The following is a 20101-nucleotide window of genomic DNA, read 5'->3' on the forward strand; positions in this document are numbered from 1 at the left end:
ATTCGACTTATGTCGACGAAATATTGTCTACAGTATGGAGGTGGGGTCGGCAAGGGTTCGCGCACGCCCCGCCTTTCGGGCACCGGTCGATCCGACCGTTCGTCGCAGACGGCATACCGCTCACCGCATACCGTCGACCCGACGGGTTTTCAACCACCCGGGTTCTCCCTACCGTCCGGGTTCCATGAGTCCTCCCCTCGCGCCCCCGGGCTGGAGCCGCTGGCTCGTTCCGCCCGCCGCCCTCTCGGTCCACCTCTCCATCGGCCAGGCCTACGCCTGGAGCGTGTTCAAGCCTCCGCTCGAGTCCGCTCTGGGCCTCAGCGGCACCCAGAGCGCGCTGCCGTTCCAGCTCGGCATCGTCATGCTGGGCCTGTCCGCCGCGTTCGGCGGCACCCTCGTGGAGCGCAAGGGGCCGCGCTGGGCGATGACCGTCGCCCTCGTCTGCTTCTCCTCCGGCTTCCTGCTCTCCGCCCTCGGCGCGGCCACCGAGCAGTACTGGCTGATCGTCTTCGGCTACGGCTTCGTGGGCGGCGTCGGCCTCGGCATCGGCTACATCTCGCCCGTGTCGACCCTGATCAAGTGGTTCCCGGACCGGCCCGGCATGGCCACCGGAATCGCCATCATGGGCTTCGGCGGCGGCGCGCTGATCGCCTCGCCGTGGTCGGCGCAGATGCTCGAGTCCTTCGGCACCGACAACACCGGCATCGCCCTGGCCTTCCTCGTGCACGGGCTGACGTACGCCCTGTTCATGCTGCTCGGCGTGATGCTGGTGCGAGTGCCGCGTCCCGCGCGGCAGAGGGGCCACGCTCCGACGGGCCGTGCTCCGGTGGCCGCGGCCCTCACCGGTCCGCAGGTCTCGGCCCGCGGCGCCCTGCGCACCCCGCAGTTCTGGCTGCTGTGGCTGGCGCTCTGCATGAACGTCACCGCCGGCATCGGGATCCTCGAGAAGGCGGCCCCGATGATCACCGACTTCTTCGCGGACACCTCCGCGCCGGTGTCGGCGACCGCGGCCGCCGGCTTCGTCGCCCTGCTGTCGGCGGCGAACATGGCGGGCCGCATCGGCTGGTCCTCCGCCTCCGACGTGATCGGCCGGAAGAACGTCTACCGCCTCTACCTGGGCGTCGGCGCGCTGATGTACACCCTGATCGCGATGTTCGGCGACACCTCCAAGCCGCTGTTCGTGCTGTGCGCGCTGGTCATCCTCTCCTTCTACGGAGGCGGCTTCGCCGCGGCCCCGGCGTATCTGAAGGACCTCTTCGGCACCTACCAGGTCGGCGCCATCCACGGACGGCTGCTCACCGCCTGGTCCACGGCCGGCGTGCTCGGGCCGCTCATCGTGAACTGGGTCGCCGACCGGCAGGAGGAGGCGGGGAAGCACGGCTCGTCGCTGTACGGGCTGTCGTTCCTCGTCATGATCGGCCTGCTCGTGGTCGGTTTCGTCGCCAACGAACTCGTCCGGCCCGTGCATCCCCGCCACCACGTCCCCAGCCCCGACCTGACGAAGGAGGCCGCCGATGACCGGCGACAGCAGCACGAGTCCGCCTGACGCGGGCGGGGTCGGCCCCGCCCGCCGCGGGCTGATCACCTTCGCCTGGCTGTGGGTGGGGGTGCCGCTCGCCTACGGGCTGTACGAACTCGTACGGAAGGCGACACAATTGTTCACCGGATGACGGGCGGTGTCCGGGCACATCGGGACGCGTGTCCGGACGTCCGCGGGCCTGACCGAAGCCGACAAGCCCGGCGCCCGATTCCTGTCGCATCACCTGTCGGTGTACCCGTCGGTCACTGACCAGACTGATGGATCCCGCAACCGCAACACGAGGGGGATCCGCCCATGATCGGCTCGCGCATCGCCGCCGTCGGCCACTACCAGCCCGCCCGGGTGCTCACCAACGAGGAGCTGGCGGGCATGGTCGACACCAGCGACGAGTGGATCACGAGCCGGGTCGGCATCCGCACCCGTCACATCGCGGGCCCCGAGGAGCCCGTCGACGAACTGGCCGCCCACGCCGCGGCCAAGGCGCTGGCGGCGGCCGGCCGCACCCCCACGGAGATCGATCTGGTGCTGGTCGCCACGTCCACCGCGATCGACCGCTCGCCCAACATGGCGGCCCGGGTCGCCGCCCGCCTCGGCATTCCCGGACCCGCCGCGATGGACGTCAACGTGGTGTGCGCCGGGTTCACCCATGCGCTGGCCACCGCCGACCACGCCGTGCGGGCCGGCGCCGCGAGCCGCGCGCTGGTCATCGGCGCCGACAAGATGTCCGAGGTGGCGGACTGGACCGACCGCTCCACCTGCGTGCTCGTCGGCGACGGGGCGGGTGCCGTGGTCGTCGAGGCGGCCGAGACCTCCGAGGAGCCCGGGATCGGGCCCGTGCTGTGGGGCTCGGTGCCGGAGATGGGCAACGCGGTGCGGATCGAGGGGACGCCGCCGCGGTTCGCGCAGGAGGGACAGAGCGTGTACCGCTGGGCGACCACGAGGCTGCCGGCCATCGCCCGCCAGGCCTGTGAGAAGGCGGGACTGGCCCCGGAGGAACTCGCCGGGGTGGTGCTGCACCAGGCCAACCTGCGGATCATCGAACCCCTCGCGCTCAAGATCGGCGCCGTCAACGCCGTCGTCGCCCGCGACGTCACCGAGTCGGGCAACACGTCGGCCGCGAGCATCCCGCTCGCCTTCGCCAAGCTCGTCGAGCGGGGCGCGGTGTCGTCCGGCGACCCGGTCCTGCTCTTCGGCTTCGGCGGGAACCTGTCGTACGCGGGGCAGGTCGTCCGCTGCCCCTGAAGATCCCTCGTACGGGTGTGACGCGATCGACTCCCCCTCTCCCTGGCATGTGGGCGCCGTAGACTGTAGACGAAAGACAATCACTACTGGCGGCGCCGAACGACCGGCCGGGCGGCCGGGCGCGGGCTGCCGAGGAGGGGGACCGTGATGCTGTCGACCGGACTGCCCCAGGGGGCGGTGCCCAAGCTCGAACGACCGGGACCGCTACGGGACCGGGTCTACGAGGCACTGCTCGAGCTCATCACCACGCGCGCCCTCCAGCCCGGCCAGCATCTGGTCGAGAGCGAACTCGCCGGTCACCTCGGGGTCTCCCGGCAGCCGGTGCGCGAGGCGCTGCAGCGGCTGAACACCGAGGGCTGGGTCGATCTGCGCCCCGCGCAGGGCGCGTTCGTGCACGAGCCGACGGAGCAGGAGGCCGACCAACTCCTCACCGTGCGCACGCTGCTGGAGGCCGAGGCCGCCAGGCTCGCCGCGCTCAACGCCGACAGCGCGGGCATCGAGGCCCTGGAGGAGATCCTGGCGCTGGGCCTGGAGGCCGTGGCCTCCGACGACGTGGACGCCGCCGTCGTCCTCAACGCCCGCTTCCACGCCAAGATCATGGACCTGGCCGGCAACGCGGTCCTCGCCGAACTCGCCGCCCAGGTCGGCCGCCGTGTGCGCTGGTACCACACCCCCGTCGCCCGGCAGCGCGGAGGGCAGTCCTGGGCCGAGCACCGCGACCTGATCGCCGCCGTCGCCGACCGCGACGAGCAGCTGGCCGAGCGGCTCATGCGCGAACACACCGAGCACACCCGGCGTTCCTACCTCGCGCAGGCGAAGCCCTGACGGCGCCGGCGTCCTGCCGACGGTGAAGTCCTGGAAGCCCTGACCGCACCCCCAGGGCGCGGGGACCTGACCGCGGGAAGGGGCCCGCGTGGCTCCGCGCGGGCCCCTTTGTCCTGTGAGTGGAAAAAGTAGGGGCCAATTCCTGCGCGACTTCTTCCCACCTCCGGCAGCCGCTGCTACGTTCCCTCCGAAAGCACGCCACGCACGTGGCCGGAATCCGGCGCGCACAGGCCGATCGAGGCGGGGAGGGGTTCGTGAGACGTATGACCGCACGACCCGCGAACGCGCATCAGGCCAGACTGCTCCGGCTGTTGCGCGACGGTGGCCCCAACTCCCGTGCCCAGTTGGGTGACCAGGTCGACCTCTCCCGGTCGAAGCTGGCCGTGGAGGTGGACCGGCTGCTGGAGACGGAACTCGTCGTGGCCGACGGACTCGCCGCCTCGCGCGGCGGCCGGCGCTCCCACAACATCCGCCTCAACCCGCACCTGCGCCTCCTGGGCGTGGACATCGGCGCGACCTCGGTCGACGTCGCCGTCACCAACGCCGAACTGGAGATCCTCGGGCACCTCAACCAGCCCATCGACGTCCGTGACGGACCGGTCGCGGTGTTCGAACAAGTCCTGGCCATGGCGGCGAAGTTGAAGGCCACCGGGCTCGCCGAGGGATTCGACGGCGCCGGTATCGGCGTCCCGGGCCCGGTCCGCTTCCCCGAGGGCATCCCGGTGGCACCGCCGATCATGCCCGGCTGGGACGGCTTCCCCGTACGGGAGGCGCTCAGCCAGGAACTCGGCTGCCCGGTCATGGTCGACAACGACGTGAACCTGATGGCGATGGGAGAGCAGCACGCGGGCGTCGCCCGCACCGTCGGCGACTTCCTCTGCGTCAAGATCGGTACCGGCATCGGCTGCGGCATCGTCGTCGGCGGTGAGGTCTACCGCGGTACGACGGGCAGCGCCGGCGACATCGGGCACATCCAGGCCGTACCCGACGGCCGCCCGTGCGCCTGCGGCAACCGGGGCTGTCTGGAGGCCCACTTCAGCGGCTCGGCCCTCGCCCGGGACGCCATGGAGGCCGCCGAACAGCGGCTCTCCGCCGAACTCGCGAGCCGCCTGGAGACGAACGGCACGCTCAGCGCCGTCGACGTCGCCGCCGCGGCCGCCGCGGGGGACGCCACCGCCCTCGACCTGATCCGCGTGGGCGGCAACCGCACCGGCCAGGTCATCGCCGGCCTGGTCAGTTTCTTCAACCCCGGCCTGGTGGTGATCGGCGGCGGGGTGACCGGTCTCGGCCACACCCTGCTCGCCGCCATCCGCACCCAGGTCTACCGCCAGTCGCTGCCCCTGGCGACCGGCAACCTGCCCATCGTCCTCGGGGAGTTGGGCCCCACCGCCGGAGTCATCGGCGCGGCCCGGCTCATCAGCGACCACCTGTTCTCACCCGCGTAAGCAGCCCACGGCTCCACCGCACCGTTCGCACCGCTTCCACCGTTCACGCCGTTCGAACCGTTCTCACCGCACGGAACAGCGCACCGGCACCACGTACGGTTCCGCCGCTCCACCCCTGCTCTGACAACGTTGGCCCGACCGCGCCCTGACACCGGCCCGCACGCCCGCCGAGGGGAATCCGCATGGCACCCGAACCACCGCTGCTCAGCATGTCCGGCATCACCAAGTCGTTCCCCGGCGTCCGGGCCCTGGACGGCGTCGACCTCGACGTCCAGGCCGGCGAGGTGCACTGCCTGCTCGGCCAGAACGGCGCGGGCAAGTCCACCCTGATCAAGGTGCTGGCCGGCGCCCACCAGCCCGACACGGGCACGATCCGCTGGCGCGGAGAAGCGGTCACCCTGCGCTCGCCGATCGCCGCCATGCGCCTCGGTATCGCCACCATCTACCAGGAACTCGACCTGGTGGAACACATGACGGTCGCCGAGAACGTCCATCTCGGCCAGGAGCCGACGACCGCCGGGTTCGTGGTCCGCCCGAGAACGTCCAGGGAGGCGACGAGCCGGCTGCTGGCCCGCCTCGGACACCCGGAGATCGAACCGAGCCGACTGGTGGGGGAGTTGTCGGCGGCACAACAGCAGATCGTCTCGATGGCGCGGGCGCTCTCGCACGACGTACGCCTCATCGTGATGGACGAACCGTCGGCGGCGCTCGACCCGGACGAGGTCGAGAACCTCTTCAGAATCGTGGGCGATCTGACCGCCGACGGAGTCGCCGTCGTCTACATCTCGCACCGCCTCGAGGAGATCCGGCGCATCGGGGACCGGGTGACTGTGCTGAAGGACGGCCGGGCCGTCGCGGGCGGGCTGCCCGCGAAGTCCACCCCGACCCGTGAGGTGGTCTCCCTGATGACCGGTCGTGACGTCGAGTACGTCTTCCCCGAGCGGCCCGCCTCCCCGCCGACCGGCGAACCGGTGCTGACCGTCGAAGGGCTCTCCCGCAAGGGCGAGTTCGCCCCCCTCGACCTCCAGTTGCGCCCCGGGGAGATCGTCGGGCTCGCAGGTCTGGTCGGCTCCGGGCGCTCCGAGATCCTGGAGACCGTCTACGGGGCCCGCAAACCGGACTCCGGCCGTGTCCTGGTCGACGGACGCCCACTGCGGCCGGGCAGCGTCCGCGCCGCCGTGCGCGCCGGGATCGGGCTCGCCCCCGAGGAACGCAAGGCACAGGCCCTGCTCATGCTGGAGTCCGTCACCCGCAATGTGTCGGTCTCCGCCATGTCCCGCTTCTCCCGCGCCGGTTGGATCGACCGGGGTGCGGAACTGGGCGCCGCCCGCGCCGCCACCCGTGAGCTGTCGCTCCGGCCGGACAACCCGGACGTGCCGGTGCGCACCCTGTCCGGCGGCAACCAGCAGAAGGCCGTGCTCGCCCGCTGGCTGCTGCGCGGCTGCCGGGTGCTGCTGCTGGACGAACCCACCCGCGGCGTCGACGTCGGCGCCCGCGCCGAACTGTACGCGGTCGTCCGCCGCCTGGCGGACGAAGGCCTCGCCGTACTGCTCGTCTCCAGCGAGGTACCCGAGGTGCTCGGCCTCGCCGACCGTGTCCTGGTGCTCCGGGAAGGCGACGTCGTCCACACGGCACCCGCCCGGGAGCTCGACGAACACCGTGTACTCGACCTCGTGATGGAAGGAAGCCCGGCGTCATGACGCAGCCCGTCTCCCCGCCGCGGGACCGCACCGACAAGGTGCCGGCCACCGGCGAAACGCCCGCATGGCGCGCCGTGCTGTTCCGCGCCGACGTCCGTACGCTGTCGCTGCTCGGCGTGCTCGCCGCGCTCGTCCTCATCGGCGGCATCACCAGACCCGACGAGTTCCTGGACACCCGCAACCTCCAACTCGTCCTCACCCAGGCATCCGTCATCGGTGTCGTCACCGTCGGCATGACCTTCGTCATCACCTCCGGCGGCATCGACCTGTCGGTCGGCGCGATCGTCGCCCTGTCCTCGGTGTGGGCGACCACCGTCGCCACCCAGGAGTTCGGCTTCGCCGGCATCCTGTTCACCGCCGTCCTCGTCGGACTGGGCTGCGGCCTGGTCAACGGGGTGCTCATCGCCTACGGCGGGATGGTCCCGTTCATCGCGACGCTCGCCATGCTCGCCTCGGCCCGCGGCCTGGCCCTGCAGATCACCGACGGGCGGACCCAGGTCGTCACCGTCGACGGGGTCCTCGACCTCGGTGAACGCGACTCCTACGTCCTCGGCATCCCACCCCTGGTCCTGGTGTTCGCGGCGGTCACCGTCATCGGCTGGCTGCTGCTCAACCGGACCACCTTCGGGCGCCGCACCGTCGCCGTCGGCGGCAACCCGGAGGCGGCCCGGCTCGCCGGCATCGACGTCCGGCGCCAGCGGCTCTACCTCTACCTGCTGTCCGGGCTGTGCTGCGGCATCGCCGCCTTCCTGCTGATCGTCCTGGCCGGCTCCGGCCAGAACACCAACGGCAACCTCTACGAACTCGACGCCATCGCCGCCGCGATCATCGGCGGCACCCTGCTCACCGGAGGCCGCGGCACCATCGTCGGCTCCGTGCTGGGCGTCCTGATCTTCACCACGATCACCAACATCTTCGCCCTGAACAACCTGCAGAGCGACGTCCAGCAGATCGCCAAGGGCGCGATCATCGTCGCCGCCGTGCTGGTCCAGCGCCGTACCGCGAGCACGACCTGACGAAAGGGTTCACCGCCATGCCAGAGCCGACGCCTTTCACGAGCCGCAGAGGGCTGCTCTTCTCAGCCGCCGCCGTGTCCGCCGGTGTCCTCGTCACCGGCTGCACCAGCAACGAACCGAGTGATGCGGAGCCGACCGCCGCCGACCGGCCGGCCGCCGACGACAAGCCCGGCAAGTCGGTCACCATCGGCTTCGCCGGACCGCAGGCCGACCACGGCTGGCTCAACGCCATCAACGACCAGGCCAAGAAGCGCGCCGAGAAGTACTCCGACGTCACCATGGAGATCACCGAGGGCTCCAACGACACCGCCCAGCAGATCGGCCAGATCGAGACCCTCATCAACAAGAAGGTCGACGTCCTGGTGGTGCTGCCCGCCGACGGCAAGGCGCTCACCCAGGTCGGGCTGAAGGCGATGCGCGCCGGCATCCCCGTCGTCAACCTCGACCGCATCTTCAACACCCCGCAGGCCTACCGCTGCTGGATCGGCGGCGACAACTACGGGATGGGCCTGAACGCCGGGCACTACATCGGCGAGAAGCTCAAGGACACCCCGAACGCCCGGGTCATCGAACTGGCCGGCCTGGACAACCTGGAGCTCACCAAGCAGCGCACCCAGGGCTTCGACGACGCACTGAAGAACTACCCCAACATCAAGAAGGCGGCCCGCCAGGCCGCCGAGTTCACCGTCGAGTCCGGTCAGGCCAAGATGGCCCAACTCCTCCAGGCACAGTCGAAGTTTGACGCGCTGTGGAACCACGACGACGACCAGGGCGTGGGTGCGCTGCGGGCCATCGAGCAGGCCGGGCGCGACGACTTCCTGATGGTCGGCGGGGCGGGCGCGCTGTCCGCCTTCGAGGCGATCAAGGCGGACAACGGCGTCCTGAAGGCGACGGTGCTGTACCCGCCGTCGATGGCCGCCTCCGCGATCGACCTGGCCCGTGCCCTCGGCCAGGGCAAGGGCGTCGGAGGCCTCGCCGAGTTCGAGATCCCCACCTCGCTGACCTGCTACTCGGCCGTGGTCGACAAGGAGAACGTCGACCAGTACATGCCCACCGGCTTCAAGTGAGGAGCCCCGCCCCACGGGCCTGACCAGCCCACCGGGCGGGGCCCACCCCCGCCCGCCACGACGACGAGGAGGACAACCGTATGGCACAGCCGCAGCAGTCAGATGGGGCAGACGGCGCAGAAACGGGGAAGCCACCCCTGCGCGTCGGCATGGTCGGCTACGCCTTCATGGGCGCCGCCCACTCCCAGGGCTGGCGCACCGCGGGCCGCGTCTTCGACCTGCCGCTGAGCCCCGAACTGGCCGTGATCTGCGGCCGGGACGCCACCGCGGTGCGCGCGGCGGCCGACCGCCACGGCTGGGCGGACACCGAGACCGACTGGCGTGCCCTGGTCGAACGGGACGACGTCGACCTCGTCGACATCTGCACCCCGGGCGACAGCCACGCCGAGATCGCGGTGGCCGCCCTCGCCGCGGGCAAGCACGTGCTGTGCGAGAAGCCCCTCGCCAACACCGTGGCCGAGGCCGAGGCGATGGTGCGCGCCGCCGAAGAGGCCCAGCGGCAGGGCCGGTTGGCGATGGTCGGCTTCAACTACCGCCGGGTGCCCGCGACCGCGCTGGCCCGGCGGATGGTGGCCGAGGGCCGCATCGGCACCCTGCGGCACGTACGGGTGGCGTACCTGCAGGACTGGCTGGTGGACCCCGCGTTCCCGCTGACCTGGCGGCTGCGCCGGGAACAGGCCGGCTCCGGCTCGCTCGGCGACCTCGGCGCGCACATCGTCGACCTGGCGCAGTACCTGGCGGGGGAGCCGCTGGCGGGTGTCTCCGCGCTCACCGAGACGTTCGTCCGCCGGCGGCCGCTGCCCACCGGGCCCACCAGCGGACTGGCCGCCGTCGACGCCACCGGCACCGGCCAGGTCACCGTCGACGACGCCGCCCTGTTCACCGGCCGCTTCGCCTCCGGCGCCCTCGCCTCCTTCGAGGCCACCCGGTACGCCACCGGCCGGAAGAACGCCCTGCGCATCGAACTCAACGGCGAGCGAGGCTCGTTGGCCTTCGACCTGGAACGCCTCAACGAGCTCTCCTACCACGACGGCACCGAGCCCGGCGCGCACGCGGGGTTCCGCCGCATCCTCGTCACCGAACCCGACCACCCCTACCTGGACGCCTGGTGGCCGCCGGGCCACGGCCTCGGCTACGAGCACACCTTCGTGCACCAGGCCCGCGACCTGGTCCACGCGGTCGCCGACGGCCGCACACCCGAACCCTCCTTCGCCGACGGGCTGCAGGTGCAACGCGTGCTCGCGGCCGTGGAGGAGAGCGCCGAGAAGAACTCCCTCTACACGCCGATCGCCGCCTGAGGAGGACGGATACCGATGCCGCGCAACTTCACGCTGTTCACCGGACAGTGGGCGGACCTGCCACTGGAGGAAGTCTGCCGACTCGCCCGCGACTTCGGCTACGACGGTCTCGAACTCGCCTGCTGGGGAGACCACTTCGAGGTCGACAAGGCGCTCGCCGACCCGTCCTACGTCGCCTCCCGTCACCAGCTCCTCGACAAGTACGGCCTCAAGTGCTGGGCGATCTCCAACCACCTGGTCGGCCAGGCGGTGTGCGACGCCATCATCGACGAGCGCCACCAGGCCATCCTGCCCGCCAGGATCTGGGGCGACGGCGAACCCGAGGGCGTACGGCAGCGGGCCGCCGCCGAGATCAAGGACACCGCGCGCGCCGCGGCCCGCCTCGGCGTCGACACCGTCATCGGGTTCACCGGGTCGGCGATCTGGCATCTGGTCGCCATGTTCCCGCCCGCTCCCGAGTCGATGATCGACCGCGGCTACGAGGACTTCGCGACGCGCTGGAACCCGATCCTGGACGTCTTCGACGCCGAGGGCGTGCGGTTCGCACACGAGGTGCACCCCAGCGAGATCGCCTACGACTACTGGACCACCGTGCGCACCCTGGACGCGGTCGACCACCGGCCGGCCTTCGGACTCAACTTCGACCCCTCCCACTTCGTGTGGCAGGACCTCGACCCGGTCGGCTTCCTGTGGGACTTCCGCGACCGGATCTACCACGTGGACTGCAAGGAGGCCCGCAAGCGCCTCGACGGCCGCAACGGCCGCCTCGGCTCCCACCTGCCCTGGGGCGACCCCCGGCGCGGCTGGGACTTCGTCTCCGCCGGCCACGGCGACGTCCCCTGGGAGGACGTCTTCCGCATGCTGCGCTCCATCGACTACCAGGGCCCCGTCTCCGTCGAATGGGAGGACGCCGGCATGGACCGGCTCCAGGGCGCCCCGGAGGCGCTGACCCGGCTCAAGGCCTACGACTTCGAGCCGCCCAGCGCGTCCTTCGACGCCGCGTTCAACAGCTGAACCGCACGCCCGACGGCAGGTCGGGGGCGGGGGCCGGAGCATCCGCCGGTCCCCGGTCCGACCTGCCTGGATCCCGCTTTGTCCTGTGTTGGGGAAAAGTTCGACCAGCCCTGGCCCAAGGGGTGTTCGTTCCGGAAGAACGCGGTTACCGTCCCTGAAGTGTTCAGGACACCCACGCCTCCGGGGTGACGGCGCACCCCGGCATCCGCACGCACCGCACGTCTTCGCACCGTTCCGTACGGCCCCACCCCGTTCCCGGAGGGACTTCGTGCACAGAAGCAGACTCAAACCCACCCACACCACGAGGCGTCCCAGACTTCGCACCACCCTCGCCCTGTTCACCGGCCTGATGCTGGCCGTGGGCGCCCCGGCGACCGTCGCCGGCGCCCATCCGGGCCACCCGGAACACGACGAACCGGCGGCCGCCGAGGGGCAGTTCCAGCAGGTACCGCTCGCCAAGGGCGAGCCCGAGACGGGCGAGCCGATGTCGCTCGCCGTGCTCCCGGACCGCAGCGTCCTGCACACCTCGCGCGACGGCACACTGCGCCTCACCGACCAGGGCGGCGTCACCAAGGTCGCCGGCAAGGTCCCCGTCTACAGCCATGACGAGGAGGGCCTGCAGGGCGTCGGCATCGACCCGGACTTCGAGAACAACCGGGCGATCTACCTCTACTACGCCCCGCCGCTCGACACCCCAGCGGGCGACGCCCCGGAGACCGGCACCGCCGAGGACTTCGAGAAGTTCGACGGTGTCAACCGCCTCTCCCGGTTCGTCCTCAACCCCAATGGCACGCTGGACATGGCCAGCGAGAAGAAGGTGCTGGACGTCGAGGCGTCCCGCGGCACCTGCTGCCACGTCGGCGGCGACATCGACTTCGACGCCGACGGCAACCTCTACCTGTCCACCGGCGACGACACCAACCCCTTCGCCTCCGACGGCTACACGCCGATCGACGAGCGGCCCGGCCGCAACCCCGCTTTCGACGCCCGCCGCAGCTCCGGCAACACCAACGACCTGCGAGGCAAGCTCCTCCGCATCAAGGTCGCCGAGGACGGCTCGTACACCGTCCCGGAGGGCAACCTCTTCGCGCCCGGAACCGAGAAGACCCGCCCCGAGATCTACGCGATGGGCTTCCGCAACCCGTTCCGGATCAGCGTCGACGAGAAGACCGGCACCGTCTACGTCGGCGACTACGGTCCCGACGCCGGCGCCGCCGACCCGAAGCGGGGCCCGGCGGGACAGGTCGAGTTCGCCAAGGTCACCGAGCCCGCCAACTTCGGCTGGCCGTTCTGCACCGGCGACAACGACGCCTACGTCGACTACGACTTCGCCACCAAGACCTCCGGCGAGACGTTCGACTGCGACGCCCCGAAGAACACCTCGCCGCACAACACCGGTCTCACCGACCTGCCGCCCGCCCAGCCCGCCTGGATCCCGTACGACGGCGGTTCCGTGCCCGAGTTCGGCAGCGGCTCCGAGTCCCCGATGGCCGGCCCGGTCTACCGCTACGACGCCGAGCTCGACTCCAAGGTGAAGTTCCCCGAGGCGTACGACGGCGACTTCTTCGCGGGTGAGTTCGGCCGCCGCTGGATCAAGCGGATCGAGCAGGGCGACGACGGGTCCGGCGGCTCCGTCGCGAAGATCAACGACTTCCCGTGGACCGGCACCCAGATCATGGACATGGAGTTCGGCCCCGACGGCGCGCTCTACGTGCTGGACTACGGCCTCTCCTGGTTCCAGGGCGACGACAACTCCGCGCTGTACCGGATCGAGAACGCCCAGGACGGCTTCTCCCCGATCGCCGAGGTGAGCGCGGACAAGACCTCCGGCGCGGCCGGCCTCAAGGTCGCCTTCACCGCCTCCGCCAAGGACGCCGACTCCCCGGACCTCACCTACAGCTGGGACTTCGGCGACGGCACCAAGGGCGAGGGCCTCAAGCCCACCCACAAGTACAAGAAGGTCGGCACCTACACCGCGACCTTCACCGCGAAGGACCCCGAGGGCAACACCGGCAACGCCAGCGTCCGCATCGTGGTCGGCAACACCGAGCCCAAGGTGACGATCGACGTCCCGGGCAACGGCAGCCTGGCGGCCTTCGGCGAGCCCGTCCCGTTCAAGGTGACCGTCACCGACCCCGAGGAGAAGGTCGACTGCTCCAAGGTCAAGGTCGTCTACAGCCTCGGCCACGACTCCCACGCCCACGAGCTGACCAGCGAGACGGGCTGTGAGGGCACCCTCAAGCCGCCCGCCGGAGACGGCGGTCACGACCCCAACGCCAACATCTACGGTGTCGTCGGCGCCAGTTACACCGACGGCGGGGCCAACGGCCAGGAGGCCCTGACCGGCACCGCGCGCACCGTGCTCCAGCCGCTGCACCGCCAGGCCGAGCACTTCACCACCCAGTCGGGCGTGAAGACCTTCGACAAGACCGCCGCCAACGGCGGCAAGACCGTCGGCGACATCCACGACGGCGACTGGATCTCCTTCAGCCCCTACCGGTTCGACGGGCAGAAGAAGATGACCGTGCGGGCCTCCTCCGGCGGCGCCGGCGGCTTCATCGAACTGCGCACCGGCTCGCCCGACGGGCCGCTGCACGGCTCGGCGTACATCCCGCCGACCGGCAGTTGGGAGACGTTCCAGAACGTCGACGTGCCGCTGCGGTCCCTGCCGAAGAAGACCACGGAGATCTACCTGGTCTTCAAGGGCGGCGACGGCGCGCTGTACGACGTGGACGACTTCGAGTTCTCCACCCAGCCGTTCAAGGGCGGCAAGAAGGTCCTGGTCTTCTCCAAGACCGCCGGCTTCCGGCACGACTCCATCCCGGCAGGCATCGCCGCCCTCAAGGAACTCGGCGCCCCGGCAGGCATCACGGTCGACGCGACCGAGGAGGCCGGACAGTTCACCACCACCAACCTCGCCAAGTACGACGCGGTGGCCTTCCTCTCCACCACGGGTGACGTTCTCAACGCCACCCAGCAGAAGGCGTTCGAGAACTACGTCAAGGACGGCGGTGGCTACCTGGGCATCCACGCCGCCGCCGACACCGAGTACGGCTGGGAGTTCTACGGCGGCCTCGTCGGTGCCTACTTCGACTCGCACCCGGCCATCCAGAAGGCCACCGTGCGCGTCGAGGACCACGACCACCCGTCCACCGCGCACCTGGACGACGCCTGGGAGCGCACCGACGAGTGGTACAACTACCGCACCAACCCGCGTGAGCAGGCCAAGGTCCTCGCCACCCTCGACGAGACGACCTACCAGGGCGGCACCATGAAGGGCGACCACCCGATCGCCTGGTGCCAGGGCTACGGCGGCGGTCGCTCCTTCTACACCGGCGGCGGCCACACCAAGGAGTCCTACGCCGAGGAGGCCTTCCGCGCCCATCTGCTCGGCGGTCTGCAGTACGCCACCGGCCAGGTCAAGGCGGACTGCAAGCCCGGCAAGGACTACCGGAAGATCTTCAACGGCCAGACCCTGGACGGCTGGAAGCAGGCCGGCCCCGGCAAGTTCAACGTCAAGGACGGCACCCTGGAGACCGAGGGCGGCATGGGCCTGCTCTGGTACCAGGCCAAGGAGCTGAAGTCGTACTCCCTCAAGCTCGACTGGAAGATGCGGGGCGACGACAACTCCGGTGTCTTCGTGGGCTTCCCGGCCTCCGACGACCCCTGGTCCGCGGTGAACAAGGGCTACGAGATCCAGATCGACGCCACGGACGCGCCCGACCGCACCACGGGCTCCGTCTACTCGTTCCAGTCGGCGAACATCAAGGCCCGTGACCAGGTCCTGCGTCCTCCCGGCCAGTGGAACTCCTACGAGATCAAGGTCCAGGGCGAACGGCTCCAGGTGTTCCTCAACGGAGTCAAGATCAACGACTTCACCAACAAGGACCCCGAGCGGAGCCTGACCGACGGCTACATCGGCCTCCAGAACCACGGGGCCGACGACCAGGTCTCCTTCCGCAACATCCAGCTGAAGGAGCTGCCCTCCTAAGGGCGACCGGAACGGCGGCGGGCGGAGGACGCCGGACCTCCGCCCGCCGTCCGGCCGGGCCCCGCGCCCGGCACCCCGCCGGGCCCCCGAGGGTCCGCTTCCGGCGCCTCACACCCGGTTCGCGTACGACAAGGAGGCTGCCCATGTCCGCCGAACCGTCCCTCCCCACCCCCACCCCCACCTCCGTCCCCTCCCCGGCCCCGCGCTTCGGCGTCTGGCTCATCGGGGCGCGCGGATCCGTGGCCACGACCGCGATCGCGGGCTGCGCCGCCGTCGCCGCCGGACTCCACCCGCCGACCGGCATGGTCACCGAGACCCCCGACTTCACCTCGTGCGGCCTGCCGCCGCTGTCGTCCCTCGTCTTCGGCGGCCACGACACCGTCGACTGCCCGCTGCCCAAACGTGCCGAACACCTCGCCGCCGGCGGCGTCCTGCCGCACGGCCTGCCCTCCGCCGTGCACGCCGAACTCGTCGCCGCCGACCGGGAGATCAGGCCCGGCGGCCCCCTGCCCGGGGCCACGGACGGCGGCTCGGGCCGCCACGACGACGAACTGATCGACGTGTTCGCCGACGACATCCGCGACTTCGTGCGCCGCCAGGGCCTCACGGGCGCCGTCGTGGTGAACGTCGCCTCCACCGAGCCCGCACCCGCCGACGGCTCCCTGCCGCCGAGCTCCCGCTACGCGGCGGCCGCCCTGCGCGCCGGCTGCCCCTACGTGAACTTCACCCCCTCCACGGGCCTGCACCACCCGGCACTGGCTCCGCTCGCCGAGTCCTCGGGTCTGCCGTACGCGGGCCGCGACGGCAAGACCGGGCAGACCCTGCTGCGCTCCGTGCTCGGCCCGATGTTCCTGCAGCGCGCCCTCGCCGTGCGCGCCTGGTCCGGCACCAACCTCCTGGGCGGCGGCGACGGTGCCGCCCTCGCCGACCCCGCGGCCGCCGCCGCCAAGAACGCCGGCAAGGACCGCGTCCTCGCCGACACCCTCGGCACCACCCCCGAGGGCGAGGTCCACATCGACGACGTACCCGCGCTCGGCGACTGGAAGACGGCCTGGGACCACATCGCCTTCGACGGCTTCCTCGGCGCCCGCATGGTCCTGCAGACCACCTGGCAGGGCTGCGACTCGGCGCTCGCCGCGCCGCTCGTCCTCGACCTGGCCCGGCTGGTCGTCCGCGCCCGGCAGCGGGGCCTGTCCGGCCCGCTGAGCGAGCTGGGCTTCTACTTCAAGGACCCGGTGGGGGACGGCCCGTCCTCACTGGCCGAGCAGTACGCGGAACTGAGGCGTTTCGCCGGGCGGCTGCGGGACGGCGCCGACGAGCACGGGGTGCGGCGATGAGCCGCGCGGCCGCCCCGGCGCGAGACACGCCCGCGCCGGCCGGGCCGACGGCGACGGACGGCCCGGCCCCCGGGGACGCCGCCACGCCCCTTTCCGGCCCCGCGCCCCGCACCTCCCGCTCCCGCCGCGCGGGCGCCTGGGCCGAACTGCTGCGCCTGCCCGCGCTGTTCACCGTCCCCGGCGACGCCCTGGCCGGCGCGGCGGCGGCCGGCGCGCGCCCCGGGCCCCGCAGCCTGCTCGCCATCGGCTCCTCCCTGTGCCTGTACGAGGCCGGCATGGCCCTGAACGACTGGGCGGACCGCGCCGAGGACGCCGTGGAACGCCCGCACCGCCCGCTTCCGTCCGGCCGCATCCGTCCGGCCGCCGCCCTCACCGCCGCCGGTGCCCTCACCGGCGCCGGACTGGCGCTCGCCGCCGGTGCGGGACGCCCCGCCCTCGCGGTGGCCGCGCCCCTGGCGGCGACCGTCTGGGCCTACGACCTCGCCCTGAAGCACACCCCCGCCGGTCCCGCGGCCATGGCCGCCGCCCGCGGACTGGACCTGCTCCTGGGCGCGGCCGCCACCGGCGGCGGCGCCCGGGCCGCGCTGCCCTCAGCGGCGCTGCTCGGCACGCACACCCTCGCGGTCACGGCCGTCTCCCGCCGGGAGACCACCGGCGGCTCGGTCCTGGCCCCGCTGGCGGCCCTCGCGACGACGGGGGCGCTGACACGACTGGTCACCCGACCCACCCGACCCCCGGCAGGCCGGCGGGCAGCAGCCGCCCCCGGCCTGCCGGGCTCCAGCCCGGCCGAGGGCCCGCCCAGGGCCACCGGCGCCCTCGCCACCGCCCTGGGCGCCGCCTACGCCGCCACGGCCGCCCGGCCCTACCTCCACGCCACACTCAACCCCTCGCCCCCGCTCACCCAACGCGCCGTCGGGAGCGGCATCCGGGCCACGATCCCGCTCCAGGCCGCGCTCACCGCCCGCTCCGGCTCGGCCGTCACCTCCCTGCTCGTCGCGGCCCTGGCCCCGGCCGGCCGGATGTTCGCGAGGAGGTCCGCCATGAGGAAGGTGAGCATCACGTGAGCCGGAACCCGAACGGCGTCCCCTCGCCCCCTCTCCGCTTCGGCTACGGGACCAACGGCCTCGCCGACCTCCGCCTCGACGACGCCCTGGCCCTGCTCGCCGACCTCGGCTACGACGGGGTCGGACTGACCCTCGACCACATGCACCTCGACCCGCTCGCCCCGGACCTCGCCGCCCGCACCCGCCGGGTCGCGCGCCGGCTGGACGCGCTCGGGCTCGGCGCCACCGTGGAGACCGGTGCCCGCTATGTGCTCGACCCCCGCCGCAAGCACGGCCCGTCGCTGCTGGACCCCGACCCGGACGACCGCGCCCGCCGCGTCGACCTCCTCCTGAGGGCGGTCCGCGTCGCCGCCGACCTCGGCGCGCACGCCGTGCACTGCTTCAGCGGCACCGTCCCCGACGGCACGGACGAGGACACCGCCTGGAAACGCCTCGCCGAGACCCTCACCCCCGTCCTGGACGCCGCCACCACCGCCGGCGTCCCGCTCGCCGTCGAACCCGAACCCGGACACCTCCTCGCCACCCTCGCCGACTTCCACCACCTGCGCCGCACGCTCGGTGACCCCGAGCCACTCGGCCTCACCCTGGACATCGGCCACTGCCAGTGCCTCGAACCCCTCCCTCCCGCCGACTGCGTACGCGACGCAGCCCCCTGGCTGCGCCACGTCCAGATCGAGGACATGCGCCGCGGTGTCCACGAACACCTGCCCTTCGGGGACGGCGAGATCGACTTCCCGCCCGTCCTCGCGGCCCTCGCCGCCACCGGCTACCAGGGCCTGACCGTCGTCGAACTGCCCCGCCACTCCCACGCGGGGTCCCACTTCGCCGAACGCTCCCTCCCGTTCCTCCGCCGGGCCGCGGCGGCGTCCCCCCGCACGAACCGCTCGGGCGAGCCCTCCGCCACCCACTGAAGGGAGCCACCCCCATGACGCAGCCACACGCCACCCACGCCACCCGGGACGTGGACGGCGCCCCCGCCGGGCAGGACCCCCAGGGCATCACCCCCGCACACGTCCCGCCCGCAGACCTGCGCGCCGCCCTCACCGCCGAGCTCGGCGGAGCCGCCCGCGCCTGGCTCGACCAGGCCCTCGATGAGGCGGCCGACCGCCCCGGCACTCACGGGCCCCTCTCCATCTGGGAGCTGCGCCTGGCCGAGGCCGGCCGCCGCTGCGGCCCCGCCCACGCCGACGCCGCCCGCGTCCTGATCCTGCACGCGGCCCGCGCCGACCTCGAAGCGCTGACCCGGGTCTACCACCAGGGCACCGCCGACGAACGCCGGGCCGTCCTGCACGCCCTGCCGCACCTCGTGCCCGGCCCCGAGGCGCGCCCGCTCGTCGAGGACGCGCTGCGCACCAACGACACCCGGCTCGTCTCCGCCGCCGTCGGCCCGTACTGCGCCCGGCACCTCGACGCCCACGCCTGGCGGCACGCCGTACTGAAGTGCCTGTTCACCGGCGTCGACGTGGACCGGGTGGCGGACCTGCCCCGGCGCGCCCGGGGCGACGGCGAACTCGCCCGCATGCTCGGCGACTACGCCGACGAGCGCACCGCCGCGGGCCGCCCCGTCCCGGAGGACCTGCACCGCGTACAGACCCTGATCCGGCCCGAGTCCGCCACCCCGACGCCCGCCACGGACGACCCCCACGGCCCCCACGGCAAGGAGTCCTGATGCGCCTCTTCGACCCCCACATCCACATGACCTCGCGGACCACCGACGACTACGAGGCCATGTACGCGGCGGGTGTCCGCGCCGTCGTCGAGCCCGCCTTCTGGCTCGGCCAGCCCCGCACCTCGCCGGCCTCCTTCCTCGACTACTTCGACGCCCTCCTCGGCTGGGAACCCTTCCGGGCCGCCCAGTACGGCATCGCCCACCACTGCACCCTCGCCCTCAACCCCAAGGAGGCCAACGACCCGCGCTGCACGCCCGTCCTCGACCTGCTGCCCCGGTACCTCGTCAAGGACAACGTCGTGGCCGTCGGAGAGATCGGCTACGACTCCATGACACCCGCCGAGGACACCGCGCTCGCCGCCCAGCTCCAGCTCGCGGCCGACCACGGCCTGCCCGCGATGGTGCACACCCCGCACCGCGACAAGCTCGCCGGTCTGCGCCGCACGCTCGACGTCGTCCGGGAGTCCGCGCTGCCCATGGACCGTGTCCTGGTGGACCACCTCAACGAGACCACCGTCAAGGAGGCCAAGGACAGCGGCTGCTGGCTGGGCTTCTCCGTCTATCCCGACACCAAGATGGACGAGGAGCGGATGGTCGCGATCCTGCGCGCCCACGGCCCTGAGCGGGTCCTGGTCAACTCCGCGGCCGACTGGGGAAAGAGCGACCCGCTCAAGACCCGCAAGGTCGCCGACCTGATGCTCGCCGAGGGCTTCACCGACGACGACGTCGACCGGGTGCTGTGGCGCAATCCCGTCGCCTTCTACGGGCTCAGCGGCCGGCTGGCCCTCGACGTCACCGCCACCGAGGCCACCCACGAGGGCAACTCCATCCTGCGCGGTGCGCCCAAAGACGAGCCCGCGCGGGCCGCCGGCGCCCCCGCCGCGGAGGCGTGA

Annotated in this window: 16 protein-coding genes; all 16 read left to right on the top strand. The window is 72.0% G+C overall.

Translation table 11 applies throughout. The features are described 5' to 3' along the window. Window positions 1–184: 184 nt before the first annotated feature. The 16 genes from AC6F7H_RS29340 to AC6F7H_RS29415 all read left to right on the top strand — a co-directional run bounded on the left by AC6F7H_RS29340 (window position 185) and on the right by AC6F7H_RS29415 (window position 20101). Window positions 185–1546, top strand: coding sequence for an OFA family MFS transporter (locus AC6F7H_RS29340; RefSeq protein WP_500760298.1), 1362 nt, complete (start codon window positions 185–187; stop codon window positions 1544–1546). Then, a complete protein-coding gene (locus AC6F7H_RS29345) occupies window positions 1515–1670 on the top strand; it encodes an MFS transporter small subunit (protein ID WP_500760301.1) in 156 nt (51 codons plus the stop codon). Before AC6F7H_RS29340 ends, AC6F7H_RS29345 begins: the two co-directional genes overlap by 32 nt. Window positions 1671–1834: 164 nt before the next feature. Continuing rightward, entirely contained in the window at window positions 1835–2782 is a 948-nt protein-coding gene (locus tag AC6F7H_RS29350) for a beta-ketoacyl-ACP synthase III (RefSeq protein ID WP_500760304.1), read from the top strand. Window positions 2783–2929: 147 nt separating this feature from the next. After that, entirely contained in the window at window positions 2930–3607 is a 678-nt protein-coding gene (locus AC6F7H_RS29355; RefSeq protein ID WP_500762125.1) for a GntR family transcriptional regulator, read from the top strand. 263 nt (window positions 3608–3870) lie between these two features. Beyond that, window positions 3871–5052, top strand: a complete 1182-nt coding sequence (locus AC6F7H_RS29360; RefSeq protein ID WP_500760307.1) for an ROK family protein — start codon at window positions 3871–3873, stop codon at window positions 5050–5052. A 182-nt stretch (window positions 5053–5234) separates the two neighbouring features. Further along, the gene (locus tag AC6F7H_RS29365; protein WP_500760309.1) at window positions 5235–6752 is read left to right on the top strand and encodes a sugar ABC transporter ATP-binding protein; all 1518 of its coding nucleotides are present in this window, start codon (window positions 5235–5237) and stop codon (window positions 6750–6752) included. Further along, a complete protein-coding gene (locus tag AC6F7H_RS29370; protein ID WP_500760311.1) occupies window positions 6749–7768 on the top strand; it encodes an ABC transporter permease in 1020 nt (339 codons plus the stop codon). The genes AC6F7H_RS29365 and AC6F7H_RS29370 overlap by 4 nt, the downstream gene beginning before the upstream one ends. A gap of 17 nt (window positions 7769–7785) precedes the next feature. Further along, entirely contained in the window at window positions 7786–8835 is a 1050-nt protein-coding gene (locus AC6F7H_RS29375; protein ID WP_500760313.1) for a substrate-binding domain-containing protein, read from the top strand. An 80-nt stretch (window positions 8836–8915) separates the two neighbouring features. Continuing rightward, window positions 8916–10133 carry a Gfo/Idh/MocA family protein gene (locus AC6F7H_RS29380; RefSeq protein WP_500760316.1) on the top strand — a complete coding sequence of 406 codons (1218 nt, stop codon included), beginning with the start codon at window positions 8916–8918 and terminating at the stop codon, window positions 10131–10133. Window positions 10134–10148: 15 nt separating this feature from the next. Then, a complete protein-coding gene (locus tag AC6F7H_RS29385; RefSeq protein WP_500760318.1) occupies window positions 10149–11147 on the top strand; it encodes a sugar phosphate isomerase/epimerase family protein in 999 nt (332 codons plus the stop codon). 268 nt (window positions 11148–11415) lie between these two features. Continuing rightward, the gene (locus tag AC6F7H_RS29390; RefSeq protein ID WP_500760322.1) at window positions 11416–15138 is read left to right on the top strand and encodes a ThuA domain-containing protein; all 3723 of its coding nucleotides are present in this window, start codon (window positions 11416–11418) and stop codon (window positions 15136–15138) included. A gap of 143 nt (window positions 15139–15281) precedes the next feature. Then, window positions 15282–16475, top strand: a complete 1194-nt coding sequence (locus tag AC6F7H_RS29395; protein ID WP_500760325.1) for an inositol-3-phosphate synthase — start codon at window positions 15282–15284, stop codon at window positions 16473–16475. Next, a complete protein-coding gene (locus AC6F7H_RS29400) occupies window positions 16472–17539 on the top strand; it encodes an SCO3242 family prenyltransferase (RefSeq protein WP_500760328.1) in 1068 nt (355 codons plus the stop codon). The genes AC6F7H_RS29395 and AC6F7H_RS29400 overlap by 4 nt, the downstream gene beginning before the upstream one ends. After that, window positions 17536–18450: a sugar phosphate isomerase/epimerase family protein gene (locus AC6F7H_RS29405; protein WP_500760330.1), complete on the top strand. Its 915-nt coding sequence runs from the start codon at window positions 17536–17538 to the stop codon at window positions 18448–18450. The genes AC6F7H_RS29400 and AC6F7H_RS29405 overlap by 4 nt, the downstream gene beginning before the upstream one ends. A 14-nt stretch (window positions 18451–18464) precedes the next feature. Next, window positions 18465–19208 (top strand): EboA domain-containing protein, encoded by a 744-nt coding sequence (locus AC6F7H_RS29410; RefSeq protein WP_500760333.1) that lies wholly within the window; start codon window positions 18465–18467, stop codon window positions 19206–19208. Beyond that, window positions 19208–20101: a TatD family hydrolase gene (locus AC6F7H_RS29415; protein ID WP_500760335.1), complete on the top strand. Its 894-nt coding sequence runs from the start codon at window positions 19208–19210 to the stop codon at window positions 20099–20101. Before AC6F7H_RS29410 ends, AC6F7H_RS29415 begins: the two co-directional genes overlap by 1 nt.

This window comes from Streptomyces sp. MMS24-W38 (genome assembly GCF_059889265.1).